Origin of the sequence: Pseudomonas sp. CFBP 13711, assembly GCF_014842265.1 — a bacterium.
Classification (GTDB): Bacteria; Pseudomonadota; Gammaproteobacteria; order Pseudomonadales; family Pseudomonadaceae; genus Aquipseudomonas.
In genome coordinates this window covers 204,991-225,427 of sequence record NZ_JACYVI010000009.1, presented here as the reverse complement: position 1 = coordinate 225,427, position 20,437 = coordinate 204,991, and the positions used below count along the sequence as shown (strand labels likewise).

General features: G+C 61.7%; 17 protein-coding genes. 6 read left to right on the top strand and 11 right to left on the bottom strand.

Annotated elements, in window-relative coordinates:
• Nucleotides 1–7 precede the first annotated feature (7 nt).
• Together IFT47_RS17970 and leuS are read right to left on the bottom strand one after the other, a co-directional pair.
• Nucleotides 8–613, bottom strand: a complete 606-nt coding sequence (locus tag IFT47_RS17970; RefSeq protein WP_192173755.1) for an LPS-assembly lipoprotein LptE — start codon at nucleotides 611–613, stop codon at nucleotides 8–10.
• Nucleotides 614–701: 88 nt separating this feature from the next.
• Complete coding sequence (gene leuS / locus IFT47_RS17965) at nucleotides 702–3,308, bottom strand: leucine--tRNA ligase (RefSeq protein ID WP_192173754.1); 2,607 nt, start codon at nucleotides 3,306–3,308, stop codon at nucleotides 702–704.
• A gap of 300 nt (nucleotides 3,309–3,608) precedes the next feature.
• Here leuS and IFT47_RS17960 point away from each other — a divergent pair, with 300 nt between their 5' ends.
• Nucleotides 3,609–3,980 (top strand): hypothetical protein, encoded by a 372-nt coding sequence (locus tag IFT47_RS17960; RefSeq protein ID WP_192173753.1) that lies wholly within the window; start codon nucleotides 3,609–3,611, stop codon nucleotides 3,978–3,980.
• A gap of 86 nt (nucleotides 3,981–4,066) precedes the next feature.
• Nucleotides 4,067–4,828: a YdcF family protein gene (locus IFT47_RS17955; RefSeq protein ID WP_192173752.1), complete on the top strand. Its 762-nt coding sequence runs from the start codon at nucleotides 4,067–4,069 to the stop codon at nucleotides 4,826–4,828.
• 218 nt (nucleotides 4,829–5,046) lie between these two features.
• On the opposite strand, the gene lnt is transcribed toward IFT47_RS17955, so the two are convergent.
• From lnt to miaB, 5 genes are all read right to left on the bottom strand, one after another.
• Nucleotides 5,047–6,567 (bottom strand): apolipoprotein N-acyltransferase, encoded by a 1,521-nt coding sequence (gene lnt, locus IFT47_RS17950; protein WP_192173751.1) that lies wholly within the window; start codon nucleotides 6,565–6,567, stop codon nucleotides 5,047–5,049.
• 26 nt (nucleotides 6,568–6,593) lie between these two features.
• Nucleotides 6,594–7,436: an HlyC/CorC family transporter gene (locus IFT47_RS17945; RefSeq protein ID WP_065988361.1), complete on the bottom strand. Its 843-nt coding sequence runs from the start codon at nucleotides 7,434–7,436 to the stop codon at nucleotides 6,594–6,596.
• Nucleotides 7,437–7,441: 5 nt separating this feature from the next.
• Nucleotides 7,442–7,957 (bottom strand): rRNA maturation RNase YbeY, encoded by a 516-nt coding sequence (ybeY, locus tag IFT47_RS17940; protein WP_192173750.1) that lies wholly within the window; start codon nucleotides 7,955–7,957, stop codon nucleotides 7,442–7,444.
• Nucleotides 7,950–8,966, bottom strand: coding sequence for a PhoH family protein (locus tag IFT47_RS17935; RefSeq protein ID WP_192173749.1), 1,017 nt, complete (start codon nucleotides 8,964–8,966; stop codon nucleotides 7,950–7,952). The genes ybeY and IFT47_RS17935 overlap by 8 nt, the downstream gene beginning before the upstream one ends.
• A 262-nt stretch (nucleotides 8,967–9,228) precedes the next feature.
• The gene (gene miaB, locus IFT47_RS17930; RefSeq protein WP_192173748.1) at nucleotides 9,229–10,557 is read right to left on the bottom strand and encodes a tRNA (N6-isopentenyl adenosine(37)-C2)-methylthiotransferase MiaB; all 1,329 of its coding nucleotides are present in this window, start codon (nucleotides 10,555–10,557) and stop codon (nucleotides 9,229–9,231) included.
• A 131-nt stretch (nucleotides 10,558–10,688) separates the two neighbouring features.
• Here miaB and IFT47_RS17925 point away from each other — a divergent pair, with 131 nt between their 5' ends.
• Entirely contained in the window at nucleotides 10,689–11,015 is a 327-nt protein-coding gene (locus IFT47_RS17925; RefSeq protein WP_065988358.1) for a DUF1820 family protein, read from the top strand.
• 6 nt (nucleotides 11,016–11,021) lie between these two features.
• Here the strand turns inward: IFT47_RS17925 and IFT47_RS17920 are convergent, their stop codons facing one another.
• The 4 genes from IFT47_RS17920 to IFT47_RS17905 all read right to left on the bottom strand — a co-directional run bounded on the left by IFT47_RS17920 (nucleotide 11,022) and on the right by IFT47_RS17905 (nucleotide 14,575).
• On the bottom strand, nucleotides 11,022–11,588 hold the full coding sequence (locus IFT47_RS17920) for a tetratricopeptide repeat protein (protein ID WP_192173747.1): 567 nt from the start codon (nucleotides 11,586–11,588) through the stop codon (nucleotides 11,022–11,024).
• 198 nt (nucleotides 11,589–11,786) lie between these two features.
• The gene (gene hemL, locus IFT47_RS17915; protein WP_192173746.1) at nucleotides 11,787–13,070 is read right to left on the bottom strand and encodes a glutamate-1-semialdehyde 2,1-aminomutase; all 1,284 of its coding nucleotides are present in this window, start codon (nucleotides 13,068–13,070) and stop codon (nucleotides 11,787–11,789) included.
• A 57-nt stretch (nucleotides 13,071–13,127) separates the two neighbouring features.
• Nucleotides 13,128–13,754, bottom strand: coding sequence for a thiamine phosphate synthase (thiE, locus tag IFT47_RS17910; RefSeq protein WP_192173745.1), 627 nt, complete (start codon nucleotides 13,752–13,754; stop codon nucleotides 13,128–13,130).
• Nucleotides 13,755–13,777: 23 nt separating this feature from the next.
• Nucleotides 13,778–14,575, bottom strand: a complete 798-nt coding sequence (locus IFT47_RS17905; RefSeq protein ID WP_192173744.1) for a hydroxymethylpyrimidine/phosphomethylpyrimidine kinase — start codon at nucleotides 14,573–14,575, stop codon at nucleotides 13,778–13,780.
• Between the two features lie 473 nt (nucleotides 14,576–15,048).
• Between IFT47_RS17905 and IFT47_RS17900 the strand changes: the two genes are divergently transcribed.
• The 3 genes from IFT47_RS17900 to amn all read left to right on the top strand — a co-directional run bounded on the left by IFT47_RS17900 (nucleotide 15,049) and on the right by amn (nucleotide 20,408).
• A complete protein-coding gene (locus tag IFT47_RS17900; protein WP_192173743.1) occupies nucleotides 15,049–17,004 on the top strand; it encodes a sensor histidine kinase in 1,956 nt (651 codons plus the stop codon).
• Between the two features lie 200 nt (nucleotides 17,005–17,204).
• Entirely contained in the window at nucleotides 17,205–18,851 is a 1,647-nt protein-coding gene (locus IFT47_RS17895; RefSeq protein ID WP_192173833.1) for an acyl-CoA dehydrogenase family protein, read from the top strand.
• Between the two features lie 93 nt (nucleotides 18,852–18,944).
• On the top strand, nucleotides 18,945–20,408 hold the full coding sequence (gene amn, locus IFT47_RS17890) for an AMP nucleosidase (protein ID WP_065988354.1): 1,464 nt from the start codon (nucleotides 18,945–18,947) through the stop codon (nucleotides 20,406–20,408).
• The last annotated feature ends 29 nt before the right edge of the window (nucleotides 20,409–20,437 follow it).

The window sequence follows — 20,437 nt, the reverse complement described above, 5'->3', positions numbered from 1 at the left end:
GATGCCGTCACTTGGACGGGATTTCGATAGGCGACTGCTGTGGCGTCTCGTCGCGAATGCGTTGAGCTGCAGCTTCGGCATCGGCCTGGGCGCGGGCAGCGGCGTCGGCTTTGGCTTGGAGTTCATCGAGGCGCTCAGGCGTCAGCTGCTGCAGACGGGCCAGCACTTTTTGCACCAGGTCGCTTTGCATTTCCTTACGGATCTGCGCGGCTTCCTGGTCAGAGCCGATCAGGTTGTTGCCGTCATGGACGAAGACTTTCTGCGACTGCACGGAGTCATCAAGCAGCAGGACGTCTTTGCTGCCGTGAATTTCGTACTTCAGCACGGTGGTCAGCTCGTATTCGGCGGAGCGGCCGGAACCGGCGTAGCTCGCGGTGCGCTGGGTTTCGTCTTCACGGGCAATGAACAGCTTGTACTGCGCGCCGGTGTACACGTGCACGCCGCTGCTGGTCAGGGTCTGACGCAGCTGGGTGACGACGTCGCCGTAAGCATCGCGCGCGCTCACGTCCAGTTCCTTGATCGACAGGGCGTTGGTGCCGGTGCCGCGCAGCTGGAAACCGCAGGCGCTCAGCAGAACCGCGAGTCCCATTACCAGCAGATTGCGTTTGATCATCTTGTTGCTCCCTTGAATCCGTTAGAACCCGGCATCCCGGGTTCTTGAAATTGATGCGGCGCCTGCAGACAGGCGCCCGATGATTGCGTCAGCTGGCGACGATGTTTACCAGTTTGCCCGGCACCACGATCACTTTGCGGATGGTCAGGCCGTCGATGAAGCGCAGCACGTTTTCGTTGATCCGTGCGGCCGTCTCGACTTCCTCGCGGGTGGCGCTGGCCGGCATCTCGATATGACCACGCAGTTTGCCGTTGACCTGAATCACCAGCTGCAACGTGTCCTGCACCAGTGCCGAGTCATCGACCACCGGCCAGCCGGCGTCGATGATCGGGTCGGAGTGGCCCAGTGCCGCCCACAGCTCGTGGCTGATGTGCGGGGTGATCGGCGCCAGCAACAGCGCGACCGTCTCCAGACCTTCCTGCAACAGCGCGCGGTCCTGAGCCGAAGCCTGTGGCGCTTTTTCCAGCACGTTCATCAGCGTCATCACCTGAGCGATAGCGGTGTTGAATTTGTGATGCTGCCCAACGTCCTGACCGGCCTGCTTGATGGCCAGATGAATCGAGCGGCGAACGGCCTTCTGATCGTCGTTCAGCGCGCTCTTGTCGAGTGCGCTTGCAGCGCCCGCCGTCACGTGGGCCTGAGCCAGGCGCCAGACGCGCTTGAGGAAGCGGTGCGAGCCTTCCACGCCGGAGTCAGACCATTCCAGGCTCATGTCAGGTGGCGAGGCGAACATCATGAACAGGCGGCAGGTGTCGGCGCCGTACTGGTCGATCATCGACTGAGGATCGACGCCGTTGTTCTTCGATTTCGCCATCTTTTCGATGCCGCCGATTTCAACCGGCTGGCCGTCGGCAATCAGTTTGGCGCCGATGATCTTGGCCTTGCTGTCGCGTTCGAACTCGACATCAGCCGGGTTGAACCATGTTTTGCTGCCGTTGGCTTCCAGGCGATAGAACGTCTCGGCCACGACCATGCCTTGGGTGAGCAGGTTCTTGAACGGCTCGTTGGAACTAACCAGGCCTTCGTCGCGCATGAGCTTGTGGAAGAAGCGCGCGTACAGCAGGTGCAGGATCGCGTGTTCGATACCGCCGATGTATTGATCAACCGGCAGCCAGTGATTCGCGGCTTTAGGGTCGACCATGCCGCCCTCGTAGTGAGGCGAGGCGTAGCGGGCGAAGTACCACGACGACTCGACGAAGGTGTCCATGGTGTCGGTTTCGCGCTTGGCCGGCGCGCCGCAGGTCGGGCAGCTGCACTCGTAGAACTCTGGCATGCGCGCCAGTGGCGAGCCCGCGCCGTCCGGTACCACGTCTTCAGGCAGCTTGACCGGGAGTTGATCTTCCGGGACAGGCACGTCGCCACAGGTGTCGCAGTGGATGATCGGAATCGGGCAGCCCCAGTAGCGCTGGCGGCTGATGCCCCAGTCGCGCAGGCGGAACTGGGTGCGTGACTTGCCCAGTTCTTTCTTCAGCAGCGCGGCTTCCATGGCGTCGAATGCGCCGGCGAAATCCAGGCCGTCGAACTCGCCGGAGTTGATCAGTTGACCGTGCTCGCCGTATGCGTCCTGCCAGGGCGCAGGGGTTTCATCGCCCGCGCTGGTGCGCACAACGGCTTTGATCGGCAGGCTGTACTTGGTCGCGAACTCGAAATCGCGTTCGTCATGGGCAGGAACGGCCATGACCGCGCCGTCGCCGTAATGCATCAGCACGTAGTTGGCGACCCACACCGGCAGCTTCTCGCCGGTCAGCGGGTGCTCGACGAACAGCGAGGTCGGCAGGCCTTTCTTTTCCTGGGTGGCGACGTCCGCTTCAGCGACGCTGCCGCTTTTGCATTCGTTAATGAACGCTTGCAGCTCGGGATTGTTCTGCGCAGCCAGGGTCGCCAGAGGGTGCTCGGCGGCAACGGCCACGTAGGTCGCGCCCATCAGGGTGTCGGGGCGGGTGGTGAAGACTTTCAGGGTGCCGGCTTCGCCGATCGACGCCTGGTCGTACGGGAACTGCACTTCCATGCCACGGGATTTGCCGATCCAGTTGCGTTGCATGGTCTTGACCTGTTCAGGCCAGCCCGGCAACTCGTCGAGGCTCTCCAGCAGCTCATCCGCGTAGGCGGTGATCTTGAAGTAGTACATCGGAATTTCGCGTTTTTCGATCACCGCGCCCGAACGCCAGCCGCGCCCGTCGATGACTTGCTCGTTGGCCAGAACGGTTTGGTCGACCGGGTCCCAGTTCACGGTGCCGTTCTTGCGGTAGATCACGCCTTTTTCGAACAGGCGAGTGAACAGCCATTGTTCCCAGCGGTAGTAATCGGGTTTGCAGGTGGTGATTTCGCGGGACCAGTCGATCGCCAGACCCAGGCTCTTGAGCTGGTTCTTCATGTAGGCGATGTTTTCGTAGGTCCACTTGGCAGGAGCGACGTTGTTCTTCATCGCGGCGTTTTCCGCCGGCATGCCGAACGCGTCCCAGCCCATCGGCTGCAGCACGTTTTTGCCTTGCATGCGCTGGTAGCGGGCGATCACGTCGCCGATGGTGTAGTTGCGCACGTGACCCATGTGTAGCTTGCCGCTGGGGTAAGGGAACATCGACAGGCAGTAGAAGGTGTCCTTGCCTGGCTGTTCACTGACTTCAAAAGACTTTTGCTCGTCCCAGAAGGTCTGGGCGGCGGCTTCGATTTCGCGGGGCTGGTAGAGTTCGTGCATGGCTACTTTTGGCTGAAATGAGTGACCCTTGACCGCTTCTCGGCGCGACCGGATCAGGAAGCCTTCGCATGCCAGACGAGGCCGTCCGCATTGCGATGCATCCATGCCCGGTTGGGCGGAAGTGGATTTACAGGAAGCGCCGTAGCATACATGAGGCTACCAAGCCGAGGGAAACCCTGATTGCGTGCTCAAGACTCGCCATCTGCGGCATCCGCCGTTGGTCGCGGCACCGCGCCGGTTTTTGCAGTGGCGCTAAGCTCACTGACGGGGGTAAGTGTTTATCTTCAGTGAGGTGAGCGGATGGCAGAGCTGCAGCATGAAGTAGAGCAACCTGATGTGTATGACCGTTTGATCGATCGTCTGGGCCTGGCTCTGGACACAGCAAAAACGGCGGTGCGGCTTCGAAACGAATCCCCCGCCGAGCTTGAGTTGCGTGGATTGAGCCACGCCGAGTTTCAGTTGATCGAGGCTTATCTGGGCAGGACCGAAATCGTTATCAAAGAAGATTCTTCGATCATCACGAGGGGAAGTTCCAGCACCTCACGGGAGCCTTCCGAGTCGATGCGAGCGCCGCATCCTCAAGCCAATGTCATCTGGCTCAAGGATCAGCGCCGAGTCAAGGTGTCGGCAAAGTTGAGTCGCTACAGTTCCACCAAACATTTCAAGCGTTAACTTCTGCGGGGGGCTGACCCCGGCCAATCGAGCATTGCTGCTTAGCGTCATTGCTTCTAGGCTTCGGGCATCTTTGGAGATGCCCGATGCCCTTTCGTTATTTCATCAAAAACCTGCTACTGCCTCCGGGCCTTTTCCTGCTGTTGTTGGTGCTCGCCTGGTGGTTGAAAAATCGCCGGCCGGTGTTGGCGCGGGTGCTGTTCGTCATCGGCGTTGGCGGCATGACCGCGATGAGTCTGCCCATTGTGGTGGAGTGGTCGGCGAAGGGCATCGAGAGCATTCCGCCGCTGCCCCAGAGCGAGTGGGCCACGCTGGCTCAACGTGCAGATGCGATCGTGATTCTGGGCTCTGGCCGTGAACGCAATGACCCGAGCTGGGGCACTGACATCCCGACAGGCGTTGCGCTGGAGCGCATGAGGTACGCCGCGCGTTTGTCGAAGGCGTCGGGCCTGCCGATCCTCACCACGGGCGGGCTGCATTACGGCGAGCCACCGAGCGAGGCGGCGATCATTGCCAACTCCCTGCGCGATGACTTTGGGGTGAATGTCCGTTGGCAGGAAGGCGAAAGCCGCACGACCTGGGAAAACGCCAACATGACCGCCGCGATCTTGTTGCCCCAGGGCATCAAGCGCGTGGTCGTGGTCACCCAGGCGTGGCACATGCCGCGTTCGGTGTGGAGTTTCGAGAAAGCCGGATTTGACGTGGTTCCGGCGCCGGTCGGATTCCTGAGCGTGGACAACGCCCGCCCCTTCGGCGGCTGGACGCCGGAGGCGAGGGCGGTGTGGCAGAACGGGCAATTGATCAATGAAGCGGCGGGACTGGTGGGCTATCGCTTGTTTTACCGGTGACAGAATTGCCTTGGCGTCGTGGGGGACCCACGGTGGTGCGGTAGGCACTGTTCATGTGGGAGCGAGCTTGCTCGCGAAGAGGTCCGATCATCCGGTGAATCTTCAGCGGCTGAAATGCCGTCTTCGTGAGCAAGCTCACTCCCACAAGGTTGCGTTCGCTGCACGACGGCGCTGTGTCAGGACGCCGTGACCTCTATTGCAGAGAGCCAGCAACCGGCTCACACCGCCTTCGCCATCCTTCCTGCGAAGAACGCCCAGCCGATCAGCAGCAGCGACAGCACGATCAGCGGCCATGAGCGCCAGTGCAGGTAGGGCGTGAGGTTGTGCATCGGGGTCACTTCGCCGTACATCACAGCGCGCTCGAACTGCGGCACGGTGGTGGTGATTTCGCCAAACGGGTTGATCAGCGCGCTGACGCCATTGTTGGTGGCGCGGATCATCCAGCGGCCGGCTTCCAGTGCGCGCATTTGCGCCATTTGCAAATGCTGCAGCGGGCCGATCGAGGTGCCGAACCACGTGTCATTGCTGACCGTCAGCAGCAGATCGCTTTGCGCGGAGAGCCCCGCGGCGAATTCCGGATACACCACTTCGTAACAAATGAACGGCGCGATCTCGTAACCCTTCGCCTGCAACAACGACTGCCCGGATGGGCCGCGCGCAAAGTCAGACATCGGCAGGTTGAAGAAGGTAATCAGCCCACGCAGCAGGTCCTGCAACGGCACGTACTCACCAAATGGCACGAGCTTCTGCTTCAGGTAAGTGCCATCGCCTTCGCCCGTTACGGTAATGGCGTTGTAGTAACGGTATTCCCCATGGGTGCCTTTTTCTCGCAGCGGTACCCCGGTGATCAACGCCGAATCGCGCTCGGCCGCAAACTTGCCCATCACCGACAGATAACCTTCGACAGACTCTTTAAGCACCGGCACGGCGGTTTCCGGCCAGATGATCAGGTCCGCTTTTTTCGAGGTGAAGGTCATGTCCCGGTACAGCGCGAGTTGCGCGTTGAGCGCCGCCGGGTCCCACTTCATGCTCTGCTCGACGTTGCCCTGCATGGCTGCAACGGTCAGCGGCTTGCCCGAAGGCTCGGTCCAGGCGTGATGCTTCAGCGCCAGCCCGGCAACCCACGGCGCCAGCAGCAACACAATGCCAGCCGCCAACTTCGGGGCGCGCGTCCGCAAACGGGGCAGATTGCACAGCAGCGCTGCAGTCAGCGCGAGCACAAAGGAGATCAGCCACATGCCGCCCAATGGCGCGAGCCCTGTGAGCGGGCCGTCGAGTTGGCTGTAGCCGGAATACAGCCAGGGGAAACCGGTGAGGAACCAGCCGCGAAACATTTCCTGGCCGAACCACAAGGCGGCAAAGGCCAGTGAATCCGCCAGCGGGGCTTCGTTACGGCGGATCCAGCGGGCCCAAATCCATGCCGGCAGGGCGAAGAAAAACGCCACCGCCGCGCAAAACAGCACCATCAGGAAGGCCGCCAGCCAGACCGGCGCCTCGCCATAGGTGTGGATGCTGACGTAAATCCAGCTGGTGCCGCCGCCGAACAGGCCAAATCCGTAGGACCAACCGCGCCAGAGGGCCTGACGGGGTGTGAGGTCGCGCAGACCGAGATAGAAAACCACCAGCGCGACAATCGCCAGTGGCCAGATATCGAAGGGTGCCAGGGCCAGGGTAATCAACGCGCCGGCCACCATGACCAGCAGGTTACCGGGCCAGCCGGGGCGGGTGATCCAGCGCATTTACATTCCTTCAAGCGGGTAGGGCATCACGTGCGGTTGATCGGGCTCAGGCGCAGCAAGTGAATACGACGGCTGTCGGCATTCAGGATGCGGAAACGGTACGCGCCGATTTCGGTGATTTCATTACGCTTGGGCAGGTGCCCGAACGCGTTCATCACCAGACCGCCGACGGTGTCGAATTCGTCATCTGAGAACCCGCTGTCGAAGAACTCGTTGAAGCTCTCGATCGGGGTCAGCGCCTTGACCAGGAAGTCGCCACTGGGCAGCGGCTTGATGTAGCTGTCTTCCTCGACGTCGTGCTCGTCTTCGATGTCGCCGACGATTTGCTCGAGCACGTCTTCGATGGTCACCAAACCCGCCACGCCGCCGTATTCGTCGATGACGATGGCCATGTGATTGTGGTTGGCGCGGAATTCCCGCAGCAGCACGTTCAGACGCTTGGATTCAGGGACGAAGGTCGCCGGGCGCAGCAGGCTTTTCACGTCGCCGCTGCCACCGTCTTCCTTGAGAATCAGCGGCAGCAGGTCCTTGGCGAGCAAGACGCCCAGCACGTCATCGTGGCTTTCACCGATGACCGGGTAGCGCGAGTGCGCCGAATCGATCACGGCAGGCAGAAACTCGCGTGGGGTCTGGCTGGCCTTGATGCTGATCATCTGCGAACGCGGCACCATGATGTCGCGGACCTGCAGGTCAGCGACCTGAATGGCGCCTTCGACGATGGCCAGCGCTTCACTGTCCAGCAGCTTGTTCTGATGGGCTTCGCGCAGCAGCTCCAATAGCTCCTGGCGGTTTTTCGGCTCATGGGCAAATGCCTGGGTCAGTTTGCCCAACCATGACTTTTGCCCGTTGCTCGATCGGTCTTCGCTCATAGCCCTTACTCGTGGTCCTTGGCTGATGTTTCTAAATGGGGTGTGTCGGAATGCGGACTGTCGACGGATTCGTCGTCGGCGTAGGGATCCGGATAGCCAAGCTCTGCAAGCAACTCCCGTTCCAGCGCTTCCATCTCTTCGGCTTCGTCGTCATCGATGTGATCGTAGCCCAACAGATGCAGACAGCCATGAATCACCAGATGCGCCCAATGAGCGTCCGATGACTTGCCCTGTTCAGCGGCTTCACGGGTGACGACAGGCACGCAGATGACCAGATCGCCCAGCAGCGGAATGTCCAGCATCTCGTCGGGGACGTCGGCAGGAAACGACAGCACGTTGGTGGCGTAATCCTTGTGCCGCCACGTGTTGTTCAGTTCTCGGCCTTCGGCTTCGTCGACGAGGCGAATGGTCAGTTCCGAGTCAGCCGAACGCTGGCGCAGGCCCATTTCACACCAGAGGCGGAACTGGGCTTCGCTCGGGGCGCTGGCCTGACTCGCACGTTGCAGATCCAGCTCAAGCATCGCGTCGAGTGTCCCGTGAACCCTGGGGTACGGCCGGATTGTCGTTGCGTTCCTCGTAGCGCTCGTAGGCTTCGACGATGCGCTGCACCAACGGATGGCGCACGACGTCCTTGGGCTTGAAGTGGGTGAAGCTGATGCCCGGCACGTCCTTGAGCACGTCGATAACGTGGTTCAGACCGGATTTCGTGCCCTTGGGCAAGTCGATCTGGGTGACGTCACCGGTGATCACGGCGGTGGAGCCGAAGCCGATACGGGTCAGGAACATTTTCATCTGCTCGACGGTGGTGTTCTGACTCTCGTCGAGAATGATGAAGCTGTTATTAAGGGTGCGACCGCGCATGTACGCCAGTGGCGCGACTTCGATCACCTGCTTCTCGATCAGCTTGGCGACGTATTCGAAGCCGAGCATTTCGTACAGCGCGTCATACAGCGGGCGCAGGTACGGGTCGATTTTCTGGGACAGGTCGCCGGGCAGGAAGCCGAGCTTTTCGCCCGCTTCTACGGCAGGACGCACCAGCAGGATGCGGCGGATGGTCTCGCGCTCAAGGGCATCAACCGCAGCGGCCACTGCCAGATAAGTCTTGCCGGTACCGGCCGGACCGATGCCGAAGTTGATGTCGTTGGCGAGGATTTCCTTCACGTACCGCTGCTGATTCAAGCCACGGGGGCGAATCATGCCTTTCTTGGTACGCAGAGCGACGCCGACTTCGGCAGCAGGGTGGTTATCCAGCTCTTCAACGCCGGATTCCTGCAGGAACAGATGAACCATGTCCGGTGACAGTTCGGTCGCTTTCGTTTCCCGATACAGCCGGCGCAGCAGGTTCTCTGCCGAGGTGGTTTGTTTGCGCTCGCCGATCATCTCGAACTGGCCTCCGCGATTGCGGATCTCGATGTCCAGGCGCTGTTCGATCAAGCGCAAATGCTCGTCGAATTGCCCGCACAGATTGGCGAAGCGGTGAGCCTCGATAGGTTCGAGGCTGAAGCGATGTGGTTCGATAGGTGCGTTCAAAGTGGTTTTGGGCCGCCCGACGGCAATGTGAAGTGACGTGAAGGATAACCCCTGCAGGCAGTGTCAGGAAGGGTTCACTCACGAATGGATAAATGAGCTGCGCAGACGCCCGGCGGGGCAGCCGATAACAGACAGCCCGCCGGGCCTGCGAGCTGAATCGTGCGCCGGTGCAGCCGACGTATGGCGGCTGTCCGACAGCAGATTCAGCGCCCGGTCCTGCGCATAAACATCATGCGTGGCGATTAGATTGGGGCGCTTTGGCTTATTGCAACAACGACCCGCGCAGCGAGTGGGGTTGGGCGCTGTCGATATAGACATCGGCGAACTGGCCGATCAGCCGGGGGTTGTCGCAGCGGAAATTGACGATCCGGTTGTTCTCGGTACGGCCCTGCAGTTCGCCAGGGTCCTTCTTCGAATAATCGGTGACCAGAATGCGCTGCACGGTACCGGCCATCTTGCGGCTGATGTCCAGACCCTGGCGGTTGATCAGGTCCTGCAGCTGTTTCAGGCGTTCTTTCTTCACTTCTTCCGACGTGTCGTCGGGCAGATCGGCGGCCGGTGTGCCGGGACGCGCGCTGTAGACGAAGGAGTAGGAGAAATCCATGCCGACGTCTTCCACCAGCTTCATGGTCTGCAGGTGATCCTTCTCGGTTTCGCCCGGGAAACCGACGATGAAGTCGGAGCTGATGCAGATGTCCGGCACCGCCGCGCGCAGCTTGCGCAGGCGTGACTTGTATTCTAGCACCGTGTGATTGCGTTTCATGGCCGCGAGAATCCGGTCGGAACCTGATTGCACGGGCAGGTGCAGATGCTTCACCAGTTCCGGGACTTCGGCGTGGGCCTGAATCAGGCTGTCGGAGAACTCCAGCGGGTGCGAAGTGGTGTAGCGAATGCGGTCGATGCCGTCGATGGCGGCGACCACGCGGATCAGTTCGGCCAGGTCAGCGAGGCGCCCGCCGTGGGTGGTGCCGCGATAACCGTTGACGTTCTGGCCCAGCAGGGTCACTTCACGCACGCCGTTCTCGGCCAGATGAAGCACCTCGTTGATGACGTCGTCGAACGGCCGGCTGACTTCTTCGCCACGGGTGTAAGGCACCACGCAAAACGTGCAGTACTTGCTGCAGCCTTCCATCACCGACACATAAGCGCTCGGGCCATCGACACGGGGCTCGGGCAGGTGATCGAATTTTTCGATTTCAGGGAACGAGACGTCGACCTGGGGCAGGCGGGTGATGCGCGCCGCGTCGATCATTTCCGGCAGACGGTGCAGGGTCTGCGGGCCGAACACCACGTCGACGTACGGCGCGCGATCGCGGATGGCGGCGCCTTCCTGACTCGCCACGCAGCCACCGACGGCAATGACCATTTCCGGATTTGCCAGCTTCAATTCGCGCCAGCGGCCAAGCTGGGAGTACACCCGATCCTGCGCCCGCTCGCGAATCGAGCAGGTGTTGAGCAGGATGACGTCAGCGTCTTCCGCCCGTGCGGTCACTTCCAGTGCTTGATGTTCGCCCAGCAGATCGACCATGCGCGAGCTGTCGTACTCGTTCATCTGGCAACCATGGGTTTCGATGTAAAGCTTCTTGGCCATGCGGGGGTTCATCAGGTGATTCAAAGAACCGAGCATTATAGGGATGCGGGCCCCGGCTTCCTAGCGTCGTCTAACCAGCGGCATGCTATAGTTCGCGCCCTTTTCAAAACTCTGATCACTGCCTGCCTGTTATGACCAAACGCGAAGCTCCAATCTACAAGGTGATTTTTCTCAACCAGGGACAGGTGTTCGAGATGTACGCCAAACAGATCTATCAGAGTGATCTGTGGGGCTTTCTGGAAGTGGAAGAATTCGTCTTCGGCGAGCGCACCACCGTCGTGGTCGACCCCAGCGAAGAGAAGCTCAAGGCGCAGTTCGATGGCGTAGTGCGCAGCTTCGTGCCGATGCACTCGATCGTGCGGATCGATGAAGTGGAGCGGATGGGCACAGCGAAGATCACCGAGGCGCGTCACACCGGCAACGTCATGCCGTTTCCGATGCCCATGCCGGACAAGTAATTCAGATCAAGGCTTGTCGCTGTCGGCAGGGAAGGGCGCAAACGGCGTGCGTCCTTCAGCGGTCTGCAGCTCCAGCAGGTATTTGCGGAAAATCTGCCCGAGCACTTGGGTGGCCACTTCGAGATCTTCGCGCTTCATCTGTGCGGACACTTCGTCCGCCTGATCCAGCGCATCTTCCGAACCATTGACCGCCGCCATCTTCAGCACGATATACGCCTGAATGTTGTTGGCCTGCACCCCTTCGCCACGAAAGAACATCAAGCCCAGCTGGTACTGCGCCTGGGCGTGCCCCTGCAACGAAGCTTTTTCGAAGTAATTGAGTGCCTGGGTCAAGTCACGTGGCGCACTTTTGCCCTCGTAGTAGAACTCCCCCAACTCGTATTGCGCCTGCGCATCCCCATCCTGAGCCGCCTGCTGACAAGCGGACAACGCTGCTGGCAGGTTGTCTGGCTGGGTATTGAGGGTGCAACGACCCACCGCCGGGATCAACAACGAGTTGCCACCTGCATTAGCCAGCAGGGGATGAAGAAGCAACAGGCAGCCCAATGCAAGGGTGCGGCCGGTGCGATTCATGGAAGTCGACTTACCTCTGAAAAAGGTGCGGGCATGCCCGTCCAGCGAAACGTGCTGGCTGCGCATTATGAAATAAGCGAGGGCAACCTTACAAAGTCTTTACTGATTTTCTGCTGCGCGGCCTTGATTGGCCTGAATTCAGGGAGGTTGAGCAGGCTGTAGAGACGCGGGCGGAATCCATTCCGCCCGGTCTGCCCGTTATTTCAGTTGGGCGAATGCCTTTTCCGCCGCGTCCAGCGTCTGCTGCAACTCTGCGTCGCCGTGGGCGATCGAGGTGAAGCCGGCTTCGAACGCGCTCGGCGCCAGGTACACGCCGCCTTCCAGCATCAGGTGGAAGAATTGCTTGAAGCGATTGGCGTCGCTGGTCATTACGTCCTGGAAAGTGACGATTTCTTTGGCGTCGCTGAAGTACAGGCCGAACATGCCGCCCGCCTGAGTGGTCACGAACGGGATGCCGGCGGCGTCGGCGCGCTGTTGCAGGCCTTCCAGCAGGCGCGTGGTGAACGCACTCAACTCATCGTGGAAACCCGGGCGGCTGATCAGACGCAGGGTGGTCAGTCCCGCCGCCATTGCCAGCGGGTTTCCCGACAGCGTGCCGGCCTGATACACCGGGCCCAGCGGCGCGATATGCGACATGATTTCGCGTTTGCCGCCGAAACAGCCGACCGGCATGCCGCCGCCGATGATCTTGCCGAAGGTGCTCAGGTCCGGCTTCACGCCGTAATAGGCTTGGGCCCCGCCGAGGGCGACGCGGAAACCGGTCATCACTTCGTCGAAAATCAGCACCACGCCGTGCTCGTCGCAGGCCTCGCGCAGGCCTTGCAGGAAACCCGGCGCAGGCGGCACGCAATTCATGTTACCCGCCACCGGCTCGACGATGATGCACGCCACTTCCTGGCCGACGTCAGCGAGCATCGTTCTGACCGCGTCGATGTCGTTGAACGGCAGGGTCAGCGTGTGTTTGGCGAAGGCCGCCGGTACGCCGGGCGAACTCGGCACGCCCAGGGTCAGCGCGCCGGAACCGGCTTTCACCAGCAGGCTGTCGGAGTGGCCGTGGTAGCAGCCTTCGAACTTGATGATGCTGTCCCGCCCAGTGAAACCGCGCGCCAGACGGATCGCGCTCATGGTCGCCTCAGTGCCGGAACTGACCATGCGCACCATTTCCATCGACGGCACAATCGAGCAGACCAGATCGGCCATCTCGGTTTCCATCGCGGTCGGCGCGCCGTACGACAGCCCGTGTTCCAGCTGCTTGCGCACGGCATCCAGCACGTCAGGATGACTGTGGCCCAGAATCATCGGGCCCCACGAGCCGACGTAATCGACGTAACGCTTGTCGTCTTCGTCGGTGACGTAGGCACCGACCGCGTGTTTGAAGAACAGCGGCGTGCCACCCACGCTTTTGAACGCGCGGACCGGTGAATTGACGCCGCCGGGGATGTGTTTCTGGGCGTTGGCGAACAGGGTTTCAGAACGGGACATGATGAGGTCTCTGTTTGAATCGGGAATGAATGAGTGCGTAACCGGCCTGATGCAGAATCAGGCGGGTTTGAACAAATCGTTGAAAGCCCGGGCGCGGCGCGTAACTTCCTGAGTGGTTTCAGCGCCGAACAGCCCGTGCACGACGGCCAGCAGATCGGCGCCGTGGTCCACCAGCGGCGCGGCGTTCTCCAGGGTGATGCCGCCGATCACCGCAATAGGCAGCTTGATGCGTTTGCGTGCCTGGCTGAGCAGGTCGAGGCTGCAGGTCGGTGCGCCGGGTTTGGTCTGGGAATTGAAGAAGCGTCCGAAGGCGACATACGAGGCGCCGTCGGTCTTGGCCTTGTCGGCCAGTTCCAGCTGTGCGTGGCAGGTCGCGCCGACAATGGCTTTGTGACCAAGCAGGGCGCGGGCGTCAGGCAGCGAGCCGTCGGTTTGCCCAAGGTGCACGCCGACGCCCAGGCGCGCGGCCACTTCGGCGTCGTCGTTGATGATCAGGCGGGTCTTGTAGCGCTCGCACAGCTTGAGCAGCGCCGAGGCTTCGCGCAGGCGGCGGGTCTCGTCGCCGGATTTGTCGCGGTATTGCAGCAGGGTCACGCCGCCATCGAGGGCGGCTTCGACGTAAGACAGGAATTTGCCGGCCAACAGCTGGCTGTCGGTCACGGCATACAAGCCACGTAATCTCATCAGGGTGCCTCTTTTTCGTGGCGTTACGAGCAGAAATCCAGCGGCAGGCGGCGCGGAACGAATTGTCCCCGGCCCAGCTGTTCGGCATCGCGCAGCGTGCGCCAAGTGTAGTCCAGCGCCATTTGCACAGCGCCAATCAGGTCCTGGCCCTGCGCCAGTCTTCCCGCCAGGGCGCTGGCCAGTGTGCAGCCGGAGCCATGATAGCTGCCCGGCAAACGCTGACAGGTGAAGGTGCGTGACTGACCGCCGCGGATGTACAGACGGTTGTGAACTTCGTGCTCATCGCCATGACCGCCGGTGATCAGCAAGTGCTCGCAGAACGGCAGCAGCTTTTCGGCACATTCATCGGCGGTGCCTTCAGGCAGTTCGGCGAGGATGCGCGCTTCCGGCAGGTTTGGCGTGGCGATGGTGGCGAGTGGCAACAGACGCTCGCGCATGGCGTAACCCACTTCGTCCTTGCCCAGCCGACCGCCGCCACCGGCACGCAACACCGGATCGCAGACCATGGGCAGATGCGGATGCGCTGCCAGCAGTTCAACGACGGTGTCGACCATCTCCAGCGAACCCAACATCCCCAGCTTCACTGCCGCGACGGTGGAATCGTTGAGCACGGCATTGGCTTGCGCCAGCACCCACTCGCGGTCCAGCACGCGAAAGTCAGTGACGTTCACGGTGTCCTGAACGGTCAGCGCGGTGACAGCGGGAGCGGCGTGGCAACCCTGGGCGAGCAGGGCTTCGATATCTGCCTGCAAGCCGGCGCCGCCACTGGGGTCGTGACCGGAGAGACAGAGGACAACAGGGCGGGAGCTATAGATATTCATGGTGCGCGAGCTTACCACTAAACTTTTTGCCAGTGGGACCGGCTTCAGCCGGGGGAGGGGACGGTGCAAACACAATCATTTTTGCGGCAGGACGCCTGCTGTTAGTAGGACCGGCTTCAGCCGGGAAGGGGCCAGTGCGAACATCCCTCATTTTGCAGCGAGACGCCTGACGCCTTCCCGGCTAAAGCCGGTCCCACCAGGTGCATTGCGATCAGCCTGTACTGCTTGGCAATCTGGCCAAAGACAGTCCTGCATGTGAACGAACCGGTCTCACCCGATACACAGATTTAGATGGTGTCATCGAGCTATCAATCGCTATCCTGTGGCGCTTCATCTGTTCCGCCAAAAGAGTAAATGCAAGTGCGTTGCCCGCTGACCCTTTCGACCCATACAGCGGTCGCTCGCAGAATTGCGAAGCCGTCCCACGATTCCACGGCGGCTCGCGCCCGTCATCAGTGCCAAGGCGGTGACCCATGCGCTTGGTGCTGATTGCGCTGTTCTGCCTGTTGCCGATGTTCGCCAGCGCCGTGGACTTCGATGAAAACACCCGCACCCTTGCATTGGGGCGCGACACCCAGGTGTTCGAAGACCCCACCGGCGATGCGACCATCCAGCAAGTCTCATCTCCCGAGGGCGCTGCACGCTTCAAACCGCTTGCCGGTCCGTCGCTCAACGCCGGGTATTCGCGCTCGGCGTTCTGGCTAAAGGTGCGACTGACCTATCGTCCCGCCAACCCGCTGGCGTCCGCCGACTGGTTGCTCGAACTCGCCTACCCGCCGATGGACCACGTCGATCTGTACCTCGGCAACGGCGACGCGCGCCCCAGTCTGGCCTGGCAGACCGGCGACATGCTGCCATTTGCCAGCCGGCAGATTAAGCAGAACAACTACGTATTCGATCTCAACCTGAACGCCCACGAGACCAAAACCGTTTACCTGCGCGTCGCCAGTCACGGCTCGGTGCAGGCGCCGCTCAATCTGTGGGCCAGTCATGCGTATATAGAAGAGCAGCCGTCGCGCCTGTACATCCTCGGCATGATTTACGGCGTGCTGGCGGTGATGCTGGTCTACAACCTGTTCATCTACCTGAGCGTGCGCGACACCGCTTACCTGCATTACATCCTCTACATCACCTTCTTCGGCCTGTATCAGGTGTCGGTCAATGGCGCGGCGATCGAGTATTTCTGGCCCGACAACCCTTGGTGGGCCAATACCTCGACCACTTTCCTGATTGCTGCCGCGATCCTGTTTGCCAGCCAGTTCACCCGTAAATTCCTGCAGACGCCGAGCCTCGGTCGCTGGCTGGATGTGCCGCTTCTGGTGATGATGGTCTGCGCGGCGGTGATCATGGCGCTCGCGCTGAGCATGGATTACGGCGTAGCGCTGCGGCTGGTGACGGGGCTGGTCTTGCTGTTCACGCCGGTGGTGCTGCTGATCGGGCTGGCGGCGTGGTTCAAGGGACGGCGGGTCGCGCGGTATTTCATTATCGGCTGGTCGGCGTTCCTGATCGGCGGAGTGGTCAACGCGACCATGCTCCTCGGGCATCTGCCCAACAACTTCTGGACCATGTACGCCAGCCAGATCGGCTCGGTGATCGAGGTGGCGTTACTGTCGCTGGCGCTGGCCGACCGCATCAATGCCATGCGTGAGCGCGAGGCGCAGATCATGGCGCAGTCGCAGCAGGGGCTCGAAGCCCTCAATCAGCAATTGGCCGTGAGCAACCGACTGAAAGACGAGTTTCTCGCCACGCTGACCCATGAATTGCGCACGCCCATGAACGGCGTGATCGGTTCGCTGGAGTTGATGCAGATGGACGTGGCCGACAGCGAGATCGAGCTGTATCGCCAGACCGCCGCCGACTCGGCGCAAAACATGATGGGTATCGTCAACGGCATTCTCACGCTGACTGAACTGCAAGCGGGCCGCATCACCGTGCGCAACGAGCCATTTAGCCTGCGTCATGTGCTGTTTCAGCTGCGCAGTGGCTTCGAACCGCTGGCCCGCAGCAAGGCGCTGGCGTTCAGTGTGGAACTGGACGAGACGCTGCCGGACAGCCTGCACGGTGACGGCATCAAGTTGCGCCAGTGCCTGGAGTGCCTGCTGGACAATGCGATCAAGTTCACCAAGACCGGTTCGATCAGAATCCGCGTCAATGGCCAGCGCCCAGACGCCGAGCAAGTGCGGCTGGTGATCGACGTCATCGACACCGGCATCGGCTTCAGCCGTCTGGATGAAGAAACGCTGTACGCCAACTTCTTCCAGGTGGATGGCTCGACGACGCGGGAATACGGCGGGCTGGGCATCGGTCTGGCGATTTGCCGACAGTTGATTGAATTGCAGGGCGGGCGCCTGAGCCACCAATCCGAGCCGGGCAACGGCAGCCAGTTCCGCTTGAGCCTGGATGTGAAGATCGCCGCGCAAACGGTGTAGGAGCGCCACCCCGGTCACTCCTACATGGGCCGTGCATCCCGCGGGATGTGCATCAACTCTGATGCCAGCCATCGACAAGGCAAAACCGCCGTGATTTCGTCTTTTATGGCGCTGTCGCCGGTGCGGGGTGCGTGATTCACTAGGTCATCTGCACGACCGCCGCGTGCTGCCCGGACCGGAGTCGCCTCATGGACCAGCGCATCAATCTGCATCAGTTCGCCGAGACCCACGAAGTCACCAATCAGCCGCCTTCTCTGGACGGCACTAACCTGTACCGCATCGACCTGCCGCTGCAAGAGTGGTCGCAGCTCTTCGGCGCGGGTTGGGCACGGGACCGAATCGATGCCTATGGCGCACTGGCTGGTGGCCCGTTGATGGAAGCGGGTTTCCTCGCCAATCAGAACAAACCGGTGTTCGCCAGCCATGATCGCTACGGCCATCGAATCGATCTGGTGGAGTTTCATCCTGCGTATCACCAACTGATGCAGACGGCGGTCGAACACGGCATCCCTTCGCTGCCGTGGACCGATCCCCGAGAAGGCGCCCATGTCGCCCGTGCGGCGATGAGCTATCTGCACACCCAGGCCGAGGCAGGCAGCGGGTGTCCGCTGACGATGACCTTCGCCAGCGTGCCGGCCCTGCGTCTTCAACCGGACCTGGCCGAGACTTGGCTGCCGAAGATCCTCGCCACCCACTACGACCCGCGCAACGTCGGCATCGCGCATAAGGCTGGTGCGACCATCGGCATGGCGATGACCGAGAAGCAGGGCGGCACCGACGTGCGCGCCAACACCACCCGGGCCTATCCGGTCGGCCAGCCTGGACCGGGTCAGGCCTATGAACTGGTCGGGCACAAATGGTTTTGTTCGGCGCCGATGTGCGATGCCTTTCTCACCCTGGCGCAGACCGACAAGGGCCTGACCTGTTTCCTGCTGCCACGCCATCGCCCGGACGACACCCGCAACGCGTTTTACATACAGCGGCTGAAGAACAAACTCGGCAACTGGTCCAACGCCTCCAGCGAAGTGGAGTTCCGCGGCGCCCTGGCCTGGATGGTGGGCGAGGAGGGACGCGGCGTGCCGACCATCATCGAAATGGTGGCGATGACGCGCTTTGATTGCATGACCGGTTCCAGCGCGCTGATGCGTCAGGCGCTGACCCAGGCCGCGCACCATTGCGCCCACCGCAGCGTCAGCGGTCGTGTGCTGAGCGAGCAGCCGCTGATGCAAAACGTGCTCGCCGATCTGGCGCTGGAAAGCGAAGCGGCCCTCGCACTGACCTTGCGCATGGGACGCTCGCTGGAGCGTCTGGATGACGGCCACGAAGCCCGTTTCGCACGACTCGTAACGGCGGTGGGCAAGTACTGGATCTGCAAGCGCGCGCCGGCAATGATCAACGAAGCGGCGGAATGCATGGGCGGTGCAGGCTATGTCGAGGACAGCATCCTGCCGCGCCTTTACCGTGAGGCGCCGGTCAATTCGACGTGGGAAGGTTCCGGCAACGTGCAGTGCCTGGACGTCCTGCGCGCGCTGTCCAAAGAGCCCGGCGTGCTGGATGCGCTGTTCGATGAGCTGGGCGACGGTCATGGCGACAGGCGACTGGCCGCGCATATTCATGGCTTGAAGGAGGCGTTTCAGGACACCAGCGACATCCAGTACCGCGCCCGTCAACTGACCGAAGACATTGCCGTCGCGCTGCAGGCAAAACTGCTGCTGGAAGCGGGCAATGCCGTGGTCAGCGACGGGTTTATTGCCGGGCGCCTGGAACGGCCGGGGCGCGTCTACGGCGCCTTGCCGCGCGGGGTGGATGTTCAGGCGCTGGTCGCGCGGTCATCGCCGCAGGTATAACGCGTCCATTGCCGCGTCGGCCGCAGGCAAATCGTGCCTTCGTCATCTGTTGCAGGCAAGATATGCGCTTGCAAGATAAGAAGGATATGCATCGTGACCGAAGCTTTCATTGTCGTAGAAACTGCCGAACACGCCGTTGACCGGCTCGCTGAGCTGCACGCACGGGCAACCACCGCCTTGAGCCAGGCGCTCAAGCGCTACCTGAAAGACCGCGTCGAACCTACTGCCGCCGAGCGTCTGACGTTTCGCTACCCCGAGCTGCGCCTGACCTACCACTGCCAGGGCGAAGTGCCGCTGACCACCCGCGCCTACGCCAAGGTTCAGTTGCCGGGCACTTACAGTGTCACCGTCACCCACCCGGCGGCGTTCCGCAAATATTTGCTCGAACAACTTGTGCCGTTGATGAACGACTTCACCGTGACGGTGGAAGTGGGCGTCAGCGAGCAGAACATCCCTTACCCCTACGTGGTCGAGCAGGGCGATGAGCTAGCCGGTACCGGCGTCACCGCTGCGACCCTGGCCCGCGTCTTCCCGAGCACGGATTTGTCGGCGGCCACCGATGGCATCGCTGACGGTCTGTACGACTGGGCCAACACCGATCCGCTGCCGCTCGCGTTGTTCGACGCCGCCCGTGTGGATTTCTCGCTGCGCCGTCTGGTGCATTACACCGGCAGCGACTGGCGCCATGTTCAGCCGTGGATCCTGCTGACCAACTACCACCGCTACGTCGACCAGTTCATCGTGCATGGCCTGGAAAAACTGCGCGACGACCCGCGCTTCGTGAAGATGGTCCTGCCGGGCAACGTCGTCGTGGACAAGAGCATGGATTACGGCGAAGCCCAGGCCATCGTCTCCGGTGTGGTCTGGCACCGCTACCAGATGCCGGCGTATCACCTGATCGCCGAAGACGGCCATGGCGTGACATTGGTCAACATTGGCGTCGGCCCGTCCAACGCCAAGAACATCACCGACCACCTCGCGGTATTGCGTCCCCATTGCTGGCTGATGATCGGGCACTGCGGCGGCCTGCGTCAGTCGCAGACCATCGGCGACTACGTGCTCGCCCACGCCTACATGCGTCGAGACGGTATTCTTGATCGCGTGCTGCCGCCGAACATTCCGATCCCGGCGCTGGCCGAAGTGCAACTGGCGTTGCAGGAATCAGCCGCCCAAGTCACCGGCGAACGCGGCGACGATCTGAAGAAGCGTCTGCGCACCGGCACGGTCCTGACCTACGACGATCGCAACTGGGAACTGCGCTGGGCCCAGGAACGGCCGCTGATCAACCTGTCCCGAGCCGTGGCGGTGGACATGGAAAGCGGCACCATCGCCGCTCAGGGTTATCGCCTTCGGGTGCCTTACGGGACCTTGCTCTGCGTCTCGGACAAACCGCTGCACAGCGAGATCAAGCTGCCGGGTTCGGCCAACGCGTTTTATGAGCGTGCGGTCACCCAGCATTTGAAGATCGGCATCGCCGCGCTGGACCTGATGCGCACGCAGCTCAACTCGCTGCATTCGCGCAAACTGCGCAGTTTCGACGAGCCGCCGTTCCGTTAAGACGCTAGGCGTTCAACGAAAGGGCCACT